The organism is Paracoccus everestensis, assembly GCF_021491915.1.
GTDB lineage: Bacteria > Pseudomonadota > Alphaproteobacteria > Rhodobacterales > Rhodobacteraceae > Paracoccus > Paracoccus everestensis.
Window position 1 is genome coordinate 2176730 of record NZ_CP090836.1, and the last position, 15971, is coordinate 2192700.

Consider the following 15971-nt stretch of genomic DNA (forward strand, 5'->3'; position numbering starts at 1 on the left):
ATTGCGCTAATTTGCACCCCATAACAGCCAGCACCTCCATGGGTCCAGACATGAATACGACCTCGACCGCCAGCCTGATCGCAGAACGCATCCCTGGCTTTTCCCTGCCGCGCGAGTTGTATTGCGGCCAGCAGGCCTTCCAGGACGACCTGGAACAGATCTGGTATCGCGAATGGCTTTTCGCGGGGCCGTCCTGCGAGATTCCCAAGACCGGCAATTACGTCACCATGAACGTGGGCGCCTATCCGGTGGTTGTGATCCGCGGCGCCGATGGGCGTGTGCGCGCCTTTCACAACGTCTGCCGCCATCGCGGCCAGCGGCTGTGCGCCAAGACCAGCGGGTCCAACCCAAAACTGGTCTGCCCTTATCACCAGTGGACCTATGACCTGGACGGCAAGCTTCTGTACGCCCGCGACATGGGCGAGGATTTCGACGCCAGCAAATACGGGCTGAAGCCGGTCCATTGCGTCGATCTGGGCGGCATGATCTTCATCTGCCTGGCCCAGATCCCGCCCGCGATCAACGACCTGGCCGCGAACCTGACGCGCTATGTCGCGCCGTCTGCCATCGCCGACAGCAAGGTCGCCTTCTCCTCGACCATCGTGGAAAAGGGCAACTGGAAGCTGGTGATGGAAAACAACCGCGAATGCTATCACTGCGGCGGCTCGCACCCCTCGCTGTGCCGGACCTATTCCGACGATCCGCTGATGACGGTGATGGAAGGCCCGAATTCCGCCAGCCCCGAGATCCTGGACCATTGGGCGCGCTGCGACGCGGCCAACCTGCCGTCGCGGTTCACCAATGCGCCCGATATGCAATGGCGCATGGCGCGCGTGCCGCTGATGGACAACCAGGAAAGCTTTACCATGTCGGGCAAGGCGGCGGTCACGCAGCGGATGGGGTCGATCCCCTGGAACGACGCGGGCAGCCTGATGTTCTATCACTTCCCGTCAAGCTGGAACCACTTCCTGCCCGACCACGCCATCGTCTTCTGCATCCTGCCCCTCAGCCCCACGGAAACTGAGGTGACGTCCAAATGGCTGGTCCACAAGGACGCGGTGGAAGGCAAGGACTATGACCTCAAGGCCCTGACCGAGGTCTGGTTGAACACCAATGACGAGGATCGCCAGGTGGTCGAGGAAAACCAGCGCGGCATCCTGTCCCCCGCCTATCAGCCCGGACCCTATTCGCCGACGCAGGAAGCGGGCGTCATCCACCTGATCGACTGGTATTGCGGGCTGATGGCGCGCAGGCTGACCCCCACAAGCGTCGCGGCGGAGTAAGACAGGCATGAAGAAGCCACGCCTGAACTGGGCCGCCGAGCCGTGGTCCGAAGACGAAATGCTGGAATGCGCGATGGTGGTCCCGGAAACCGCGGACGCCGCCACCTTCACGTTCCGAGCGCCGTCGGGGGCGTGGTTCGATTACCAGCCGGGGCAATTCATCACGCTGGACCTGCCCCTGCCGTCCGGCAACATACAGCGGACCTATACGATCAGTTCCAGCCCATCGCGGCCGCTGTCGATTTCGGTCACGGTCAAGGCGCAGCGCACGTCGCTGGCGACTCGCTGGATGCTGGATCATCTGCGGCCGGGAATGCGGATCAAGGCCTATGGCCCGTCGGGAATTTTCACCAGCCACCGCCACCCGGCGAAAAAGCACCTGTTCATCTCGGCCGGGTCGGGCGTCACGCCGATGATGTCGATGACGACCTGGGCCTGGGATTCGGGCGAGATGCCGGACATCGTCTTCGTTCATGCCGCCCGCGCGCCGTCCGACATCATCTTTCGCCGCAGGCTGGAACAATTCGCCGACCGCGTGCCCGGCCTGCAACTGCGCTTCACGGTCGAGGAGAATGACCCCTTCACCGCCTGGACCGGCTATCTGGGCCGCCTGAACCAGATCATGCTGGGCCTGATGGCCCCCGATTACCTGGAACGCGAAGTGTTCTGCTGCGGCCCGGAACCCTTCATGCTCGCGGTGCGCGAGATGCTGGTCTCGCTGGGCTTCGACATGGACCATTACCACCAGGAAAGCTTCGGCGCCCCCATCAGGACCGAAGCCGATGCCCCGGTCATCGACGACATCGCCCCCGAGGAAGGGGCAAAGGCCCAGATCACCTTTGTCAGCAGCGGCGTCACCGCCCCTTGCGCGGAAACCGACACGGTTCTGGCCGTGGCCAAGCGGTCGGGGCTGAACATTCCGTCAGGCTGCACCTTCGGGCTGTGCGGCACCTGCAAGATCAGGAAACTGTCGGGCGAGGTTCACATGGTCCACAACGGGGGCATCAGCGACGACGATATCAACGAGGGTTACATCCTGGCCTGCTGTTCCCACCCCATGGGCAGGATCGAGGTCGAGGTCTGAGCGCAGCCGCGTCGCGGCCCGCGCCCGCCTTCCGGTTCCGATAACGGAAAAGTTGGATAAATCCCCCCGCTGCGGGCAATCTGGTCTTGATCTTGCCCGGGGCGAAAGGCATTCGGGTTCTTGTTCCCGAATGCCTCGTGCAGCTTGTCCTCCGTGCCTGGAAGGTCAGGGCTACGCGGCCATGTGCCGGGAAAGGCGTCATATTTACTGAGGTGAGGGCAAGGCGACAATGGCCGAACACAATCTGTTCCTGTTGCTGGCTTGCCTTCCCTTCGCGACCTCGTTGATCCTTTGGACCCTTCCGCAATCCGCGCGCGGCGCATCGACCTGGCTGTCGGGCCTGTCGCTGGCGGCGGGGCTGGCGATCCTGGCGGGGTTCCTGCCGGGCATCCGCGGGGGCGGCGTCCTGCGCGCCAGCATGGAATGGGTGCCCTCGCTGGGGATGAACCTGGCCCTGCGCATGGACGGCTTTGCCTGGCTGTTCACCACGCTGGTGCTGTCCATCGGCATCCTGGTGGTGATCTATGCGCGCTATTACATGGGGCCGGGCGATGCCCTGCCGCGCTTCTTCGCGCTGCTGATGGCCTTTACCGGGGCAATGCAGGGGATCCTGATTTCCGGCAACGTGCTGGGGATGGTGGTCTTCTGGGAACTGACATCCTTCATGTCCTTCCTGCTGATCGGCTTCTGGCACCAGGGGGCGGCGGCGCGGGACGGGGCACGCACGGCGCTGATCATCACCGCCCTTGGCGGGCTATGCCTGCTGATAGCCATGCTGATGCTGGGCCAGGTCGCCGGCAGCTATGACCTGGGGATCATCCTGCGGTCGGGCGACGCCATCCGGGCGCATCCCTGGTATGGTGCGATCCTGGGCCTGTTCCTGCTGGGCGCGTTCACGAAATCGGCGCAGTTCCCGTTCCATTTCTGGCTGCCCGGCGCCATGGCGGCGCCGACGCCGGTATCGGCCTTTCTGCATTCCGCGACGATGGTGAAGGCGGGCGTGTTCCTGCTGGTGCGGTTTTCCCCCGTCCTGGGCGGGACCGAGGCCTGGTTCTATATCGTCACCAGCATCGGCATGGCCACGCTGATCCTGGGGGCGGCGGTGGCGCTGTATCGCCACGACCTGAAGGGGCTGCTGGCCTATTCCACGATCAGCCACCTGGGCCTGATCACCGCGCTTGCCGGGATCGGCGGGCCGGTGGCGATCCTGGCCGCGATATTCCACATCTGCAACCATGCGGTCTTCAAGGCATCCCTGTTCATGGCGGCGGGCATCATCGACCACGAAACCGGCACGCGCGACATGCGCCGCCTGTCCGGGTTGTTGCGGCCCATGCCGATTACCGCGACGCTGGCCATCGTCGCCGCCGCGGCAATGGCCGGGGTGCCGCTGCTCAATGGCTTCCTGTCCAAGGAAATGTTCCTGGCCGAGGCGGTGGACTGGCACAACGGCACCTGGCTGGACAACGCCCTGCCCTATTTCGCCGTTGTCGGCAGTTGCCTATCGGTGGCCTATTCGCTGCGCTTCATTGCGACCGTGTTCTTTGGCCCGCAAGCAACCAACCTGCCGAAAACCCCGCACGAGCCGCCCGCCTGGATGCGCCGCCCGGTGGAGCTGCTAGTGCTGATCTGCCTGCTGGTGGGCATCGTCCCGGCGCTGACGCTGGGGCCAGCCGTCAATGCGGCGGCGCGGTCGGTGGCGGGCATGGATATGCCTTACTACAAGATCGCCGTCTGGCACGGGGTGAACGCACCCTTGATGCTCAGCCTGGTGGCCCTGGGGGTTGGGGCGCTGATCTATGCGCTCAGCTCGAAGTCCATCGCCGCCGGTCCCGAAGGCCCGTTCCTTCTGCACCGGCTGCGCGGGCAGCGGGTTTACGACTGGCTGCTGTTCCGCCTGACCTGGCGGCTGCCGCGCCTGGCCCATGGCCTGCTTTCGACCGAGGCGTTGCAGCCGCAACTGCGCCTGCTGGTGCTGGCCGCCATCGCGGTTGCGGTGGCATCGCTGTGGGCGGGCCTGACCTGGGCGCCCGAGCTGCGGCTGCTTGCCCCGAACCCGGCCTTTGCGATGCTGTGGACCGTTGGCGCCGCCTGCGCCATCGGCGCCGCCTGGCAGGCCAAGTATCACCGCTTTGCCGCCCTGGTCTTGGTGGGCGGCGCGGGGGTCGTGACCTGCCTGACATTCGCCTGGTTCTCGTCGCCCGACCTGGCCCTGACGCAGTTGCTGGTCGAGGTGGTGACGACGGTCCTGCTGCTTCTGGGCCTTCGCTGGCTGCCCAAGCGCCGGTCCGAGATCGCCGAGGACAAGCTGCTGCCCGCCAAGATCCGCCGCAGCCGCGACCTGGTGATCGCCGTCGTGGGCGGCTTGGGCATGGCCTCCATCGCCTTCGCCGTGATGACGCGCCCGGTGGTCAGCAATGTGGGCGACTGGTTCCTGGGCAACGCCTATTACGAGGGCGGCGGCACCAATGTCGTGAACGTGATCCTTGTCGATTTCCGGGCCTTTGACACCTTTGGCGAAATCGCCGTGCTGGCGATCGTGGGGCTGACCGTCTACGGCCTGCTGCGCCGGTTCCGCCCCGCCCCCGAAAGCGTGGAGGCCCCCTATCAGCAGACCGTGGACGACAGCCCGTCGCTGGACGATTACCTGTTCGTGCCCTCGACCGTGATGATCTGGATGTTCCCGATCCTTATCATGGTGGCCGGATATTTCTTTTTCCGGGGCCATGACCTGCCGGGCGGGGGCTTTGCCGCAGGTGTGACATTGGCCATCGCCTTCCTGATCCAGTACATCGCCACGAACGTCCGCTGGGTCGAGGCGCGCATCACCGTTCTGCCGATCCGCTGGATGGGCTTTGGCCTGCTGGGGGCGGTGTCCACCGGCATGGGCGCCTGGTTGTTCGGCTATCCCTTCCTGACGGCCTATGCTCGCTATGTCCATGTGCCGCTGGTGGGCGACGTCCCGGCGGCGACCGCGCTGCTGTTCGACATCGGGGTCTTTTCCACCGTGGTCGGCGCGGTCGTGCTGATGCTGATCGCCATTGCCCACCAGTCGCTGCGTGCCAGCCGCAGGCGCGAAGCGGACGAGATCGCCGCCAGGAAGGAAGCCGCCTGATGGAGATCATCCTGTCCACGGCCATCGGCATCCTGTCGGCATCCGGCATCTGGCTGCTGCTGCGGCCGCGCAGTTTCCAGGTGGTCATCGGGCTGTGCCTGCTGTCCTATGCGGTCAACCTGTTCATCTTTTCCATGGGCCGCCTGACGCCGGGCGCGCCGCCCATCATGCCCAAGGGGGGCTTCGTCGATCCCACCCTGTATGCCGACCCCCTGCCACAGGCCCTGGTGCTGACGGCCATCGTCATCAGCTTTGCCACCACGGCGCTGTTCCTGGTGGTGATGATCGTGTCGCGCGGGCTGACCGGCACCGACCATGTCGACGGGAAGGAGCGAAGCCAGTGATCGGCGAACATCTTATCATCGCGCCCATCCTGATCCCCTTCGTCGCGGGCGCGCTGATGCTGCTTTACGACGACCGGCAGCGGCAGGCGAAATTCTGGCTGAGCCTGATCTCGGTCGCGGCGCAACTGCTGATTGCCGTCGAGCTGGTGGTGCGCGCCAAGACCGGCGGCGATATCAGCGATGCCGAAGGGATCAGCTTCTATCTGCTGGGCGACTGGTCGGCGCCCTATGGCATCGTCTTGGTGCTGGACCGGCTGGCGGCGATGATGCTGGTCCTGACCGCGCTGCTGGCGATTCCGTCGCTGGTCTATTCCGGCGCGGGGTGGGCCAGGCAGGGTCCGCATTACTATTCCCTGTTCCAGTTCCTGCTGGTCGGCCTGAACGGCGCCTTTCTGACCGGCGACATCTTCAACCTGTTCGTGTTCTTCGAAATCCTGCTGGCCGCGTCCTATGGCCTGCTGCTGCACGGATCGGGGCAGTTGCGGGTTCGGGCGGGGCTGCATTACATTGCGATCAACCTGGCCGCATCGCTGCTGTTCCTGATCGGGGTCAGCCTGATCTATGGCGTCACCGGCACGCTGAACATGGCCCATCTGGCGAACCTGGTGTCGTCGATGCCGGGCGAGGATCGGCCCCTGCTGCACGCGGGCGTGGCGATCCTGGCCGTGGCCTTTCTGGTCAAGGCGGGCATCTGGCCGCTGAACTTCTGGCTGCCTACCGCCTATATGGCCGCCGCTGCCCCGGTCGGCGCGATGTTCGCGATCATGACCAAGGTGGGCGTTTACGCGATCCTGCGGCTGGCGATGCTGCTGTTTGGGGAAACCGGCGGCGCATCGGCCGGTTTCGGGGCAAGCATCCTGATCGTCCTGGGGATGATCACGGTGCTGTTCGGGCTGCTGGGCATCCTCGCCTCGCAGGGCCTGGGGCGGATGGCCGCGCATTCGGTGCTGATCTCGTCGGGGACGGTGCTGGGGATCACCGGATTTGCGCTTGCGGGCGGCGGACAGGCGATGCTGGCGGGCACGCTGTATTACATGGTCGGGTCGGTGCTGGCGACCGGCGCGCTGTTCTTGCTGATCGAGCCGATGAACCGCGAGGATGGCGGCATCGCCGCCATGCTGGCCTTGACCGCCGACGCATACGGCGTCGACGACAGCGACCTGGACGAGGTGCCGGACGTGGGCCTGGCGATCCCGGCGACGATGACCGTTCTCAGCATCTGCTTTGCGCTGTGCGTGCTGATGCTGGCGGGCTTGCCGCCGCTGCCGGGCTTCATCGGCAAGATCGCGATGATCCAGCCGCTGATCACGCAGTCCGCATTGCCGGCGGGCCTGGCTTGGGCCTTTGTCGCGCTTCTGATCCTGTCGGGTTTCGCCACGCTGATCGGCATGGCGCGGATCGGCATCCAGACCTTTTGGGCCAATGACATCCCGCTGCCGCGCGTCCTTGCCCTGGAGATCGCCCCGGTGATCGCGCTTTTGGTGATCCTGTCCCTGATCAGCTTCCGGGCCGAGGCGATGCTGCGCTATACCACCGGCACCGCCCATGCGCTGCACGATACGGCGGCCTATGCCTATGGCGTCTTTGCCACGCCCCGCGCCGCCGACCGGCCCGAGGACGAAACGGATGCCGGGGAGGACCAGCCATGAAACGGCTGTTCCCCCATCCGGTCCTGTCGCTCTGCATGATCGGCCTGTGGCTGATGCTGACACGCTTTTCGCTGGGCTATCTGATCCTGGGAACGGGTTTGGCTCTGATTGCGGGCTGGGCCTATACCGCGCTGCATCCCGCCACGCCCCGGATCCGGCGCTGGCGGACGATTCCCCGGCTGTTCGTGACCCTGATCGTGGACGTGATCCGGTCGAATATCCAGGTCACCCGGCTGCTGCTGACCGAAGGACGCGGCACGCGCAAATCGGCCTTTATCCAAATCCCCCTGACGGTCAGGGACGAAAACGCCCTGGCGCTGCTGGCGATCATCCTGACGGCGACGCCCGGCACGGCCTGGCTGGAATACGGATCGGACACCGGCATCCTGACCCTGCATATCTTCGATGGCAACCAGGCCGATCATTACCACCAGATGGTCGGCCAGACCTATGAACCCATGCTGATGGAGATCTTCGAATGAGCGAGATTATCCTGTCCCTCGCCCTGGCTTACGCCCAGATCGCCCTGGCGCTTGCGGGCTGTCTTGTCGGCACGCGGCTGTTGCGCGGCCCGCGTGCGCAGGACCGGGTTCTGGCGCTTGATGCGCTGTATGTCTCCATCATGCTGCTGTTCCTGGTGACCGGCATGCAGCTTGGCACCGCCTTTTTCTTCGAGGCGGCCATGGTCATTTCCATCATGGGTTTCGTGTCCTCGGTCGCGCTTGCCAAGTTCCTGTTCCGCGGCGAGGTGATCGAATGAGCCCGCTGCAAGCCGTCCCCCTTGTCGTGGCGATCCCGGTCGCCTTTTTCGTCGTGCTTGGCGCGACCTTGACCCTGATCGGCGCGCTTGGCTTTGCGCGGCTGCATTCGTTCTATGACCGGCTCCACGCTCCTACGCTGGCGACCAGTTGGGGAACGGGCAGCCTGATCATCGCATCCGCGCTGATGTTCAGTTTCATCGACGGGCGGGCGATCGTGCATGAATTCGTGATCGGCTTCTGCATCGTCGTGACAGCGCCGATCACGCTGATGATGCTGGGCCGGGCGTCCCTGGAACGCGACCGGGCCGAGGGGTCCGACATCCTGCCCCCTGAAATGCGGACCCGCCCCGAGCCGGGCGACAAGACGACCCAGGGCTGACATGCGCGCCCTGTTTGCAGCCGTCGCCTTGTCCCTGGCCGCCGCCATGGCCCAGGCGGACGCGCCGCTGATCGTGCTGGACCAGACCCGCTTGCCCTTTGACCTGGGTCCGGGCCATCCGGCCAACAACCCGGCAAGCCCCGCCAATTCCCCCAATGCCGCCTGGAATTCGTCGGGCAATACCGCCAATGCCGGCACCACCTGGCAGAACCGGCCCGGCAATCCCGATAATGAACGGCGCCTGATCATCACCGCCGACGGCAATGTCCTGGGATATTACGCGGCCAATCCCGGCGGCGTCCTGAACCTGTTCGACGTGAACGGCCGGCGCATCGCCTATCGCCCCGCCACCGGCACGCGCAGCCTGTTCACCGTGACAGGCCAGTGGTGCGGCACGGTCGATGGCGGGCGCGCCGATTTCGTGCTGGCCGTCACGCCCGCCTGCGCCGCGCGGTTTTCGCGCTGACCGACGCAAATCCGACACGTTCCTGCCCTAGACGAACCCTGTATTGCCCGGAGTTGAGACCATGACCGACGCACCAAAGGACTGGCTGGAAGCCGAGCTTATGGAAACCCTCGACGAGGATTACGAGATTGAGCTGGAAGACGCCGTCCTGTCCGAGGAAATCCGCCGCATCTATCGCGACAAGCGGCCCGAACAGATGGACCGGAAACTGTATTTCCGCGAATTGCTGCGCCTGCAGACCGAGCTGATCAAGCTGCAGGACTGGGTGTCCCATCACAAGGAAAAGGTCGTCGTCATCTTCGAAGGCCGCGACAGCGCGGGCAAGGGCGGCGCGATCAAGCGCATCACCCAGCGGTTGAACCCCCGCGTGGTGCGCACCGTGGCCCTGCCCGCCCCGTCCGACCGTGAAAAGACCCAGTGGTATTTCCAGCGTTATGTCCCCCATCTGCCCGCAGGCGGCGAAATCGTGCTGTTCGACCGCAGCTGGTACAACCGCGCGGGCGTCGAGCGCGTGATGGGCTTCGCATCCGAGGACGAGGTGGACCAGTTCTTCCAGGACGTTCCCGAATTCGAACGGATGCTGGTCCGGTCGGGGATCCGGCTGGTGAAATACTGGTTTTCCATTACCGACGAGGAACAGCAGATGCGCTTTCTGATGCGCATCCACGACCCGCTGAAGCAATGGAAGCTGTCGCCCATGGATCTGGAATCACGCGTCCGCTGGGAAGCCTATACCAAGGCCAAGGAGGATATGCTGGAACACACCAACATCCCCGAGGCACCCTGGTATATCGTCCCCGCCAACGACAAGAAGCGCGCCCGCCTGAACTGCATGAGCCACCTACTGGATCTGGTCCCCTATATCGATGTCCCGTCGGAAGAGGTGACCTTGCCCGACCGAGTGTTCAACCCGGACTATGAACGCGACGTGCTGTCGCGCGAACTATATGTGCCGCAACGATATTGACGCGCCGGGGGCGGCCGATCCTCTTGCCCTTTGGTCAACGTGCGGTATAACAAAAGAATAGTTGCGTCCTTAATCCTTGAATGTTGTCCATGGCATCGTAAGGTGGGGAATGTTTCGCAATCTGTTGAACCGCCTGTTCACGGAAGATCCCGATCCGCGACCCCTGGTTGCGGAAGACGCCGAGGTTGCAGTGGCCGCCCTGCTGGTGCGCGTGGCGCGTTCGGACGATCATTACAACACGGCCGAAAAGCGGCGCATCGACGAAGTCCTGGCCCGGATCCATGGCCTTGGTCCGGTGGATGCCGCCGAACGCCGGGCCGTGGCCGAGATGATCGAGGCCGAAGCCCCCGACACCGTGCGCTTCACGCGCCTGATCAAGGAGCGCGTTTCGATCGAGGATCGGGCCGCCATCATCGGCGCCCTGTGGGAAGTCTCGCTTGCCGACAATCACCGCTCGGCCAATGAGGAAACGGCGATACGCCTGGTTGCCAGCCTTTTGGGCGTGACAGACCGCGATTCCGCCGTCCAGCGCCAGCGGGTCGCGGGCAGGCGCTAGAACCCCAGCCTGTCGCGCAGCCCGTACCAGGCCATGCCGGCCACCAGCAGGGGGCTGCGCAGCATGGAGCCGCCCGGAAAGGGCCGGGTCGGGATCGCCGCCATTGCGTCGAAACCGTCGCCCTGCCCCGCCACTGCATCGGCCATCAGCTTGCCCGCCAAGGTTGCAAGCGCCACCCCATGCCCGGAATAGCCGCCCGCCGACAGGCAGTTCGCAGCGGGCCGGGCGAAATGCGGCATCCGGTTCATGGTGATCGCCAAGGTGCCGCCCCAGGCATGGGTGATGCGAAGATGGGCCAGTTGCGGATAGACCGACAGCAGATGCGGGCGCACCAGGGCGGCAATGTCGCTGGGAAAGCGATAGCGAACAGTCTCGCTCCCGCCGAAGATCAGGCGGCGGTCGTCGTCCAGCCGCCAGTAATTGACCACGAACTTGGTATCGGCGGCGGCCGTGCGCCGGGGCAGGATCTCGGGGAAATCCGGTCCCAGGGGTTCGGTCGCGACGACATAATTGTTGATCGGCATGACCCGCGCCGCGATCCGCGCATCCAGGCGGCCCTGATAGCCGTTCCCGGCCAGGATGACGTGATCGCAGACGATCCTGCCCGTGTCGCATAGCACGCGGCTTTTTGTCGTTGCCGTCCCGTGTTCAATCCGATGGACATGGCTGCCCTCGTGGATGCGCACGCCCGCCGCCGCGGCCTGACCGGCCATGCCCAGTGCCAGGTTCAGCGGATGCACGTGTCCCGCGCCCCAATCCACGTCGCCACCGGCATAGGCCGTGCTGCCCAGATGCGCGGCTATGCCTTCGCGGTCCAGGGGCTGCACGCGGTCGTAATCGTAATGCGCCGCAAGATGCGCGGCCATTTGGGCGCTGTGGTCCACCTCGGGCAGGCTGCGGCAGGCATGGGCCACGCCGTCGCGAATCGGCACATTGGCTTCCGCTGCCATGGACCGGACAAGCGTCTTGGCATCCTCGGCCAAGGCCCACAGCCGCCGGGCGGTGTCTCGGCCAAAGCGGCTTTCCAGCCAATCGACTTCTTGCCGCTGGCCCGATCCGATCTGCCCGCCATTGCGCCCGGATGCCCCAAATCCGACGCGATGCGCATCGACCAGCACCACGTCCCGACCCGCCCGCGCCAGATGCAGGGCGGCGGACAAGCCGGTATAGCCCCCGCCGACCACCGCAACGTCCGCCCGCGTTTCCCCCTTCAACGGCGGGAAACGGTCCAAGGCCGTGCAGGTTTCGGCATAAAGGCTGGGCGGATATTCCCCGCGCCGGTCGTTGGCGTAAAGCAGCTTCATACGTTCAGCAAAAGGTGTTCGCGTTCCCAGGGGCTGATGACCTGCAGGAATTCCTTGTATTCGTTGCGCTTGACGGATTCGTAAACTGCCGTGAAATCCTCGCCCAGCACGCCGCGCATGGGCGCGCTGTCGGACATGATGTCCAGCGCATCGCCCAGGTTATAGGGCAGTTCGTCCTGCGACGACATATAGGCGTCGCCCAGGCATTCCCCGCGGGGGTTTTCCCCTTCCACCAGGCCCAGGTAACCGCAGGCCAGGCTGGCGGCGATGCCCAGGTACGGGTTGCAATCCATCCCCGCCAGCCGGTTTTCGACGCGCCGCGCCTCGGGCGATGAAATCGGCACGCGCAGGCCGGTGGTGCGGTTGTCGCGGCCCCATTCCAGGTTAATAGGCGCGGCAAAGTCCGGGACATAGCGGCGATAGCTGTTCACATAAGGTGCCAGCAGCGCCACGGCGGCAGGCAGGTGTTTCTGCATCCCGGCGATGAAATGCAGGAACTGCGGGGTTTCTGCCCCCCTTTCATCCGAAAAGATGTTCCGGCCCGTCGCCACGTCGATGATCGAATGATGCAGGTGCATGGCGCTGCCCGGCTCGCCCTCGATGGGCTTGGCCATGAAGGTGGCAAAGCAATCATGGCGCAGCGCGGCCTCGCGGATCAGGCGCTTGAAATAGAAGATCTCGTCCGCCAGGGCGACGGGATCGCCGTGGTTCAGGTTGATTTCCACCTGGCCCGCGCCGCCTTCCTGAAGGATGCCGTCGATCTCGAAGCCCTGGGCCTCGGCGAAATCATAGATGTCGTCGATGACCTTGCCGTATTCATCGACCGCAGACATGGAATAGGCCTGCTTGGCCGCCGCCCGCCTGCCGGTGCGGCCCATGGGCGGGATGATCGGCTGGTTGGGGTCGATGTTGCGGGCGACCAGGAAGAATTCCATCTCGGGCGCGACGACAGGCTTCCAGCCCCGTTCGGCGTAAAGACCGACGATCCGCTTCAGCACATTGCGCGGCGCGATCGGCACGGGGTTGCCTTGCTGGTCATAAGCGTCGTGGATGACCTGCAGCGTCCAGTCGGCCGTCCAGGGGGCGGCGGTCGCGGTGCTGAAATCCGGGGTCAGGATCATGTCGGGTTCGGTGAACGCGCCCGCCGGGTTGTCGGCCCATTCCCCCGTGATCGTCTGCAGGAAGATCGAGTTCGGCAGATAGAACTTGTCCTGGCGCGCGAATTTCGACGCGGGCATGGCCTTGCCGCGCGCCACGCCCGCGATGTCGGCCAGGATGCATTCAACCTCGTCCAGGCGGCGGCCGGCCACGAAATCGCGGGCGGCCTGGGGCAAGCCATCGATCCAATCGCTCATGCGGCACCTTTGGCGATGGGGCGGGGTTGCTTGAAGAACGCCTCGATCCGGTCGGCCACCGCGCTTGATCCCTCGGCCTCTCCCATGCGGTCGATCGCACGGTCCATCAGTTCCTGCGGAACCCGGCCCTTGCCGCGCTTCTCCATCAGCCCGCGAATGAAGTCGTCGGTAAATTCCGGGTGGGCCTGCACGGTATAGGCCCGGTCGCCATAGATCAGGGCCGCGTTCTCGCAAAACTCGTTGCGGCCCGCCACCTGTGCGTCCTCGGGCAGCACCACCACCTGATCCTGGTGCCAGGCATTCAGCCGCACGGTTTCCCCGCCCAGATCGTAATCATGCGTGCCAACGGCCCAGCCGCCCGGATGCTTGACCACCGTGCCGCCCAGAGCCTGGGCGATGATCTGGTGGCCAAAGCAGATGCCGACCAGCGGGACGGCCGCGTCATAGGCGTCGCGGATAAAGCGTTCAAGCGGGCGGATGAAGGGGTGATCCTCGTATGCGCCATGGCGCGATCCGGTCAGCAGCCAGCCGTCGGCGTCGTGGACGGATGCGGGGAACTCCATCGCCTCGACGTGAAAAGTGCGGAAATCAAAGCCGCGCCCGTCCAGAAGCCGGACGAACATATCGGGATAGTCGCCCATGTCCTGCTTCAATTCGGCGGGCGCCTGGCCGCATTGAAGAATGCCGATACGCATGAAGAACCTGCGGTGTTGCTGTCGGCCATGAAGGTAGTCGCCCGGACGGGGGGGCCGCAAGGGGGCGTTTTTCGCGGTTTCCCGGCAAGCCCTGAATAAGGATCAATAAATAATAATATTAATTTTCCATGTTTGATTTAATATATCAGGGTCCGACAGGATTTTTAAAATGGACTTTTTATCGAGTATATTTGTGGTTTCGGGATTGCATCTTGCCGTGGCAATGACGCCCGGTCCCAGCACCTTTGCAATATGCTGCGCGGCCAGCACCGGATCGCGGCGGGACGGGTTGTCCGCGGCTGCGGGCGTCGTGACGGCAACAGGCCTGTGGTTCGGCATCGCGCTGTTCGGGGCGGGCACGGTGATTGCGTGGAACAACCAGCTTTTCCTGGGACTTCGGGTGGTTGCCGCGTTGTATCTGATCTGGATCGGCCTGCGGATGCTGCTTGTGCCTGCGGTTCCGGGCAAGGCCAAGGGCGGGGAACGGCCGTTCCTTGTCGGGCTTGTGACGGCGCTTGCCAATCCCTTCGCCATCGCCTTCTGGCTTGGCACGTTTCTGACCGCATTGCCCGCGACGGCGCCCGATTATCTTTATGCGCGGATATTCGGGCTGATAATCTTGCAAAGCCTGATCTGGTATTCATCCCTGGCAATCCTTTTTTCAACTGCCATGCGCGGCAGGACATTCGGGACGACGCGCCTTTTGCGGGGCATCACGGCGGGGGCGATGATCGCGGCAGGGCTGAACGCGCTGATCCCCGGCTGATCCGTCTGCGGCCTTTGGCTGTCTGGCGCGGGCCGCCGCAGGGCGCTAGGCTGGTTCCGGTTTGACAGGAGGACGCGATGCCCCATCTTCACCCCGACATCGACCCCGAGGGCTTGGACGAATTCTCGGTCGTGTTCACCGACCGGTCGCTGAACCATATGTCCCAGCGGTTCCAGGGGGTGATGCGCGACCTGTCGGCGACCCTGCGCCAGGTTTACGGCGCCCATCAGGTTGCCATCGTGCCGGGCGGCGGCACCTTTGCGATGGAATCGGTGGCCCGCCAGTTCGGCACGGGCCATGCGCTGATTGTCCGCAACGGCTGGTTCAGCTATCGGTGGACCCAGATCTTCGACATGGGCGGCTTTGCGCGCGACACCACCGTGGCAATGGCCCGGCCCGTCGGGAATGAACCCCAGCCCGCCTATGCGCCCCCGCCGATCGAGGAAGTGGTGGCGAAAATCCATGAAGCACGGCCCGATGTGGTCTTTGCGCCCCATGTGGAAACATCGGCCGGACTGATCCTGCCCGACGATTACATCCGTGCCCTGTCAGAGGCCGCGCATGACGTGGGCGCGCTGATGGTGCTGGACTGCATCGCCTCGGGCGCGGTCTGGGTGGACATGGGGGCGACGGGCGTCGATGTGCTGGTCTCGGCCCCCCAGAAGGGCTGGTCGGCATCCCCTGCCGCAGGTCTGGTGATGCTGTCGGAACGGGCGGCCCAACGGCTGGCACAGACCGACAGCAACAGCTTTGCCCTGGACCTGAAGAAATGGCGCGCGATCATGGCGGCGTACGAGGACGGCGGCCACGCCTATCACGCGACCATGCCGACCGACGCGCTGCTGGGTCTGCGCGACGCAATGGAGGAAACGCGCGCGATGGGATTCGATGCCGCCCGCGATGCGCAATGGCGGCTGGGTAATGCGGTGCGGGCGATGCTGGCCGAACGCGGGGTCCGGTCGGTCGCGGCACAAGGATTCGCCGCACCGGGGGTGGTGGTCAGCTATACCGACGATCCCGATATCAAGAACGGCCGGAAATTCGCCGCCGAGGGGATGCAGATCGCGGCAGGGGTTCCCCTGGCCGTGAACGAGGGCGACAGCTTCTCGACCTTCCGTCTCGGCCTGTTCGGGCTGGACAAGTTGAAGGACGTGGACGGCACCCTGGCCCGGCTGCGGGCGGCAATGGACAAGGTGATCCCCGCCTGAACATTCCCTGGTTTCTGGCAAAGGCCCGCCCTGGTGGCG

Annotated in this window: 16 protein-coding genes; 13 read left to right on the forward strand and 3 right to left on the reverse strand. The window is 64.7% G+C overall.

Translation table 11 applies throughout. The annotated features are described in order from the left end of the window. The first annotated feature begins 38 nt into the window (after positions 1-38). The 11 genes from LZ585_RS10765 to LZ585_RS10815 all read left to right on the forward strand — a co-directional run bounded on the left by LZ585_RS10765 (position 39) and on the right by LZ585_RS10815 (position 10604). On the forward strand, positions 39-1283 hold the full coding sequence (locus tag LZ585_RS10765) for an aromatic ring-hydroxylating oxygenase subunit alpha (protein WP_390625065.1): 1245 nt from the start codon (positions 39-41) through the stop codon (positions 1281-1283). A 7-nt stretch (positions 1284-1290) separates the two neighbouring features. Next, positions 1291-2367, forward strand: a complete 1077-nt coding sequence (locus tag LZ585_RS10770) for a hybrid-cluster NAD(P)-dependent oxidoreductase (protein ID WP_234853569.1) — start codon at positions 1291-1293, stop codon at positions 2365-2367. A gap of 229 nt (positions 2368-2596) precedes the next feature. Beyond that, positions 2597-5482 (forward strand): monovalent cation/H+ antiporter subunit A, encoded by a 2886-nt coding sequence (locus LZ585_RS10775; RefSeq protein ID WP_234853570.1) that lies wholly within the window; start codon positions 2597-2599, stop codon positions 5480-5482. Beyond that, positions 5482-5826, forward strand: a complete 345-nt coding sequence (locus tag LZ585_RS10780; RefSeq protein ID WP_234853571.1) for a Na+/H+ antiporter subunit C — start codon at positions 5482-5484, stop codon at positions 5824-5826. Before LZ585_RS10775 ends, LZ585_RS10780 begins: the two co-directional genes overlap by 1 nt. Beyond that, positions 5823-7475, forward strand: a complete 1653-nt coding sequence (locus LZ585_RS10785) for a monovalent cation/H+ antiporter subunit D (RefSeq protein WP_234853572.1) — start codon at positions 5823-5825, stop codon at positions 7473-7475. Before LZ585_RS10780 ends, LZ585_RS10785 begins: the two co-directional genes overlap by 4 nt. Then, the gene (locus LZ585_RS10790) at positions 7472-7957 is read left to right on the forward strand and encodes a Na+/H+ antiporter subunit E (RefSeq protein ID WP_234853573.1); all 486 of its coding nucleotides are present in this window, start codon (positions 7472-7474) and stop codon (positions 7955-7957) included. Before LZ585_RS10785 ends, LZ585_RS10790 begins: the two co-directional genes overlap by 4 nt. After that, on the forward strand, positions 7954-8235 hold the full coding sequence (locus tag LZ585_RS10795; RefSeq protein WP_234853574.1) for a K+/H+ antiporter subunit F: 282 nt from the start codon (positions 7954-7956) through the stop codon (positions 8233-8235). Before LZ585_RS10790 ends, LZ585_RS10795 begins: the two co-directional genes overlap by 4 nt. Continuing rightward, positions 8232-8615 (forward strand): monovalent cation/H(+) antiporter subunit G, encoded by a 384-nt coding sequence (gene mnhG, locus LZ585_RS10800; RefSeq protein WP_234853575.1) that lies wholly within the window; start codon positions 8232-8234, stop codon positions 8613-8615. Before LZ585_RS10795 ends, mnhG begins: the two co-directional genes overlap by 4 nt. 1 nt (position 8616) lies before the next feature. Then, a complete protein-coding gene (locus LZ585_RS10805) occupies positions 8617-9081 on the forward strand; it encodes a hypothetical protein (protein WP_234853576.1) in 465 nt (154 codons plus the stop codon). A 61-nt stretch (positions 9082-9142) separates the two neighbouring features. Beyond that, the gene (gene ppk2 / locus LZ585_RS10810; RefSeq protein WP_234853577.1) at positions 9143-10048 is read left to right on the forward strand and encodes a polyphosphate kinase 2; all 906 of its coding nucleotides are present in this window, start codon (positions 9143-9145) and stop codon (positions 10046-10048) included. 109 nt (positions 10049-10157) lie between these two features. Next, on the forward strand, positions 10158-10604 hold the full coding sequence (locus LZ585_RS10815; protein WP_234853578.1) for a tellurite resistance TerB family protein: 447 nt from the start codon (positions 10158-10160) through the stop codon (positions 10602-10604). On the opposite strand, the gene LZ585_RS10820 is transcribed toward LZ585_RS10815, so the two are convergent. The 3 genes from LZ585_RS10820 to LZ585_RS10830 are packed head-to-tail and all read right to left on the reverse strand — an operon-like array spanning position 10601 to position 13958. After that, positions 10601-11908: an NAD(P)/FAD-dependent oxidoreductase gene (locus LZ585_RS10820; RefSeq protein ID WP_234853579.1), complete on the reverse strand. Its 1308-nt coding sequence runs from the start codon at positions 11906-11908 to the stop codon at positions 10601-10603. The two genes, LZ585_RS10815 and LZ585_RS10820, sit on opposite strands and share 4 nt — an antisense overlap. Then, positions 11905-13263: a glutamine synthetase family protein gene (locus LZ585_RS10825; RefSeq protein WP_234853580.1), complete on the reverse strand. Its 1359-nt coding sequence runs from the start codon at positions 13261-13263 to the stop codon at positions 11905-11907. The genes LZ585_RS10820 and LZ585_RS10825 overlap by 4 nt, the downstream gene beginning before the upstream one ends. Continuing rightward, the gene (locus LZ585_RS10830; protein WP_234853581.1) at positions 13260-13958 is read right to left on the reverse strand and encodes a type 1 glutamine amidotransferase; all 699 of its coding nucleotides are present in this window, start codon (positions 13956-13958) and stop codon (positions 13260-13262) included. The genes LZ585_RS10825 and LZ585_RS10830 overlap by 4 nt, the downstream gene beginning before the upstream one ends. 223 nt (positions 13959-14181) lie before the next feature. Here LZ585_RS10830 and LZ585_RS10835 point away from each other — a divergent pair, with 223 nt between their 5' ends. Both LZ585_RS10835 and LZ585_RS10840 read left to right on the forward strand, forming a co-directional pair. Beyond that, on the forward strand, positions 14182-14724 hold the full coding sequence (locus LZ585_RS10835) for a LysE family translocator (protein ID WP_234853582.1): 543 nt from the start codon (positions 14182-14184) through the stop codon (positions 14722-14724). A gap of 77 nt (positions 14725-14801) precedes the next feature. Next, positions 14802-15932: an aminotransferase class V-fold PLP-dependent enzyme gene (locus LZ585_RS10840; RefSeq protein ID WP_234853583.1), complete on the forward strand. Its 1131-nt coding sequence runs from the start codon at positions 14802-14804 to the stop codon at positions 15930-15932. Positions 15933-15971: the final 39 nt, after the last annotated feature.

What these genes read in the sequence shown, in the direction of transcription:
- LZ585_RS10790 (WP_234853573.1), top strand. Translation starts at nt 7,472, where the DNA reads ATGAAACGGCTGTTCCCCCATCCGGTCCTGTCGCTCTGCATGATCGGC.
- ppk2 (WP_234853577.1), top strand. Translation starts at nt 9,143, where the DNA reads ATGACCGACGCACCAAAGGACTGGCTGGAAGCCGAGCTTATGGAAACC.
- LZ585_RS10835 (WP_234853582.1), top strand. Translation starts at nt 14,182, where the DNA reads ATGACGCCCGGTCCCAGCACCTTTGCAATATGCTGCGCGGCCAGCACC.
- LZ585_RS10830 (WP_234853581.1), bottom strand. Translation starts at nt 13,958, where the DNA reads ATGCGTATCGGCATTCTTCAATGCGGCCAGGCGCCCGCCGAATTGAAG.
- LZ585_RS10770 (WP_234853569.1), top strand. Translation starts at nt 1,291, where the DNA reads ATGAAGAAGCCACGCCTGAACTGGGCCGCCGAGCCGTGGTCCGAAGAC.
- mnhG (WP_234853575.1), top strand. Translation starts at nt 8,232, where the DNA reads ATGAGCCCGCTGCAAGCCGTCCCCCTTGTCGTGGCGATCCCGGTCGCC.
- LZ585_RS10765 (WP_390625065.1), top strand. Translation starts at nt 39, where the DNA reads ATGGGTCCAGACATGAATACGACCTCGACCGCCAGCCTGATCGCAGAA.
- LZ585_RS10840 (WP_234853583.1), top strand. Translation starts at nt 14,802, where the DNA reads ATGCCCCATCTTCACCCCGACATCGACCCCGAGGGCTTGGACGAATTC.
- LZ585_RS10775 (WP_234853570.1), top strand. Translation starts at nt 2,597, where the DNA reads ATGGCCGAACACAATCTGTTCCTGTTGCTGGCTTGCCTTCCCTTCGCG.
- LZ585_RS10780 (WP_234853571.1), top strand. Translation starts at nt 5,482, where the DNA reads ATGGAGATCATCCTGTCCACGGCCATCGGCATCCTGTCGGCATCCGGC.
- LZ585_RS10820 (WP_234853579.1), bottom strand. Translation starts at nt 11,908, where the DNA reads ATGAAGCTGCTTTACGCCAACGACCGGCGCGGGGAATATCCGCCCAGC.
- LZ585_RS10795 (WP_234853574.1), top strand. Translation starts at nt 7,954, where the DNA reads ATGAGCGAGATTATCCTGTCCCTCGCCCTGGCTTACGCCCAGATCGCC.
- LZ585_RS10815 (WP_234853578.1), top strand. Translation starts at nt 10,158, where the DNA reads ATGTTTCGCAATCTGTTGAACCGCCTGTTCACGGAAGATCCCGATCCG.
- LZ585_RS10805 (WP_234853576.1), top strand. Translation starts at nt 8,617, where the DNA reads ATGCGCGCCCTGTTTGCAGCCGTCGCCTTGTCCCTGGCCGCCGCCATG.
- LZ585_RS10825 (WP_234853580.1), bottom strand. Translation starts at nt 13,263, where the DNA reads ATGAGCGATTGGATCGATGGCTTGCCCCAGGCCGCCCGCGATTTCGTG.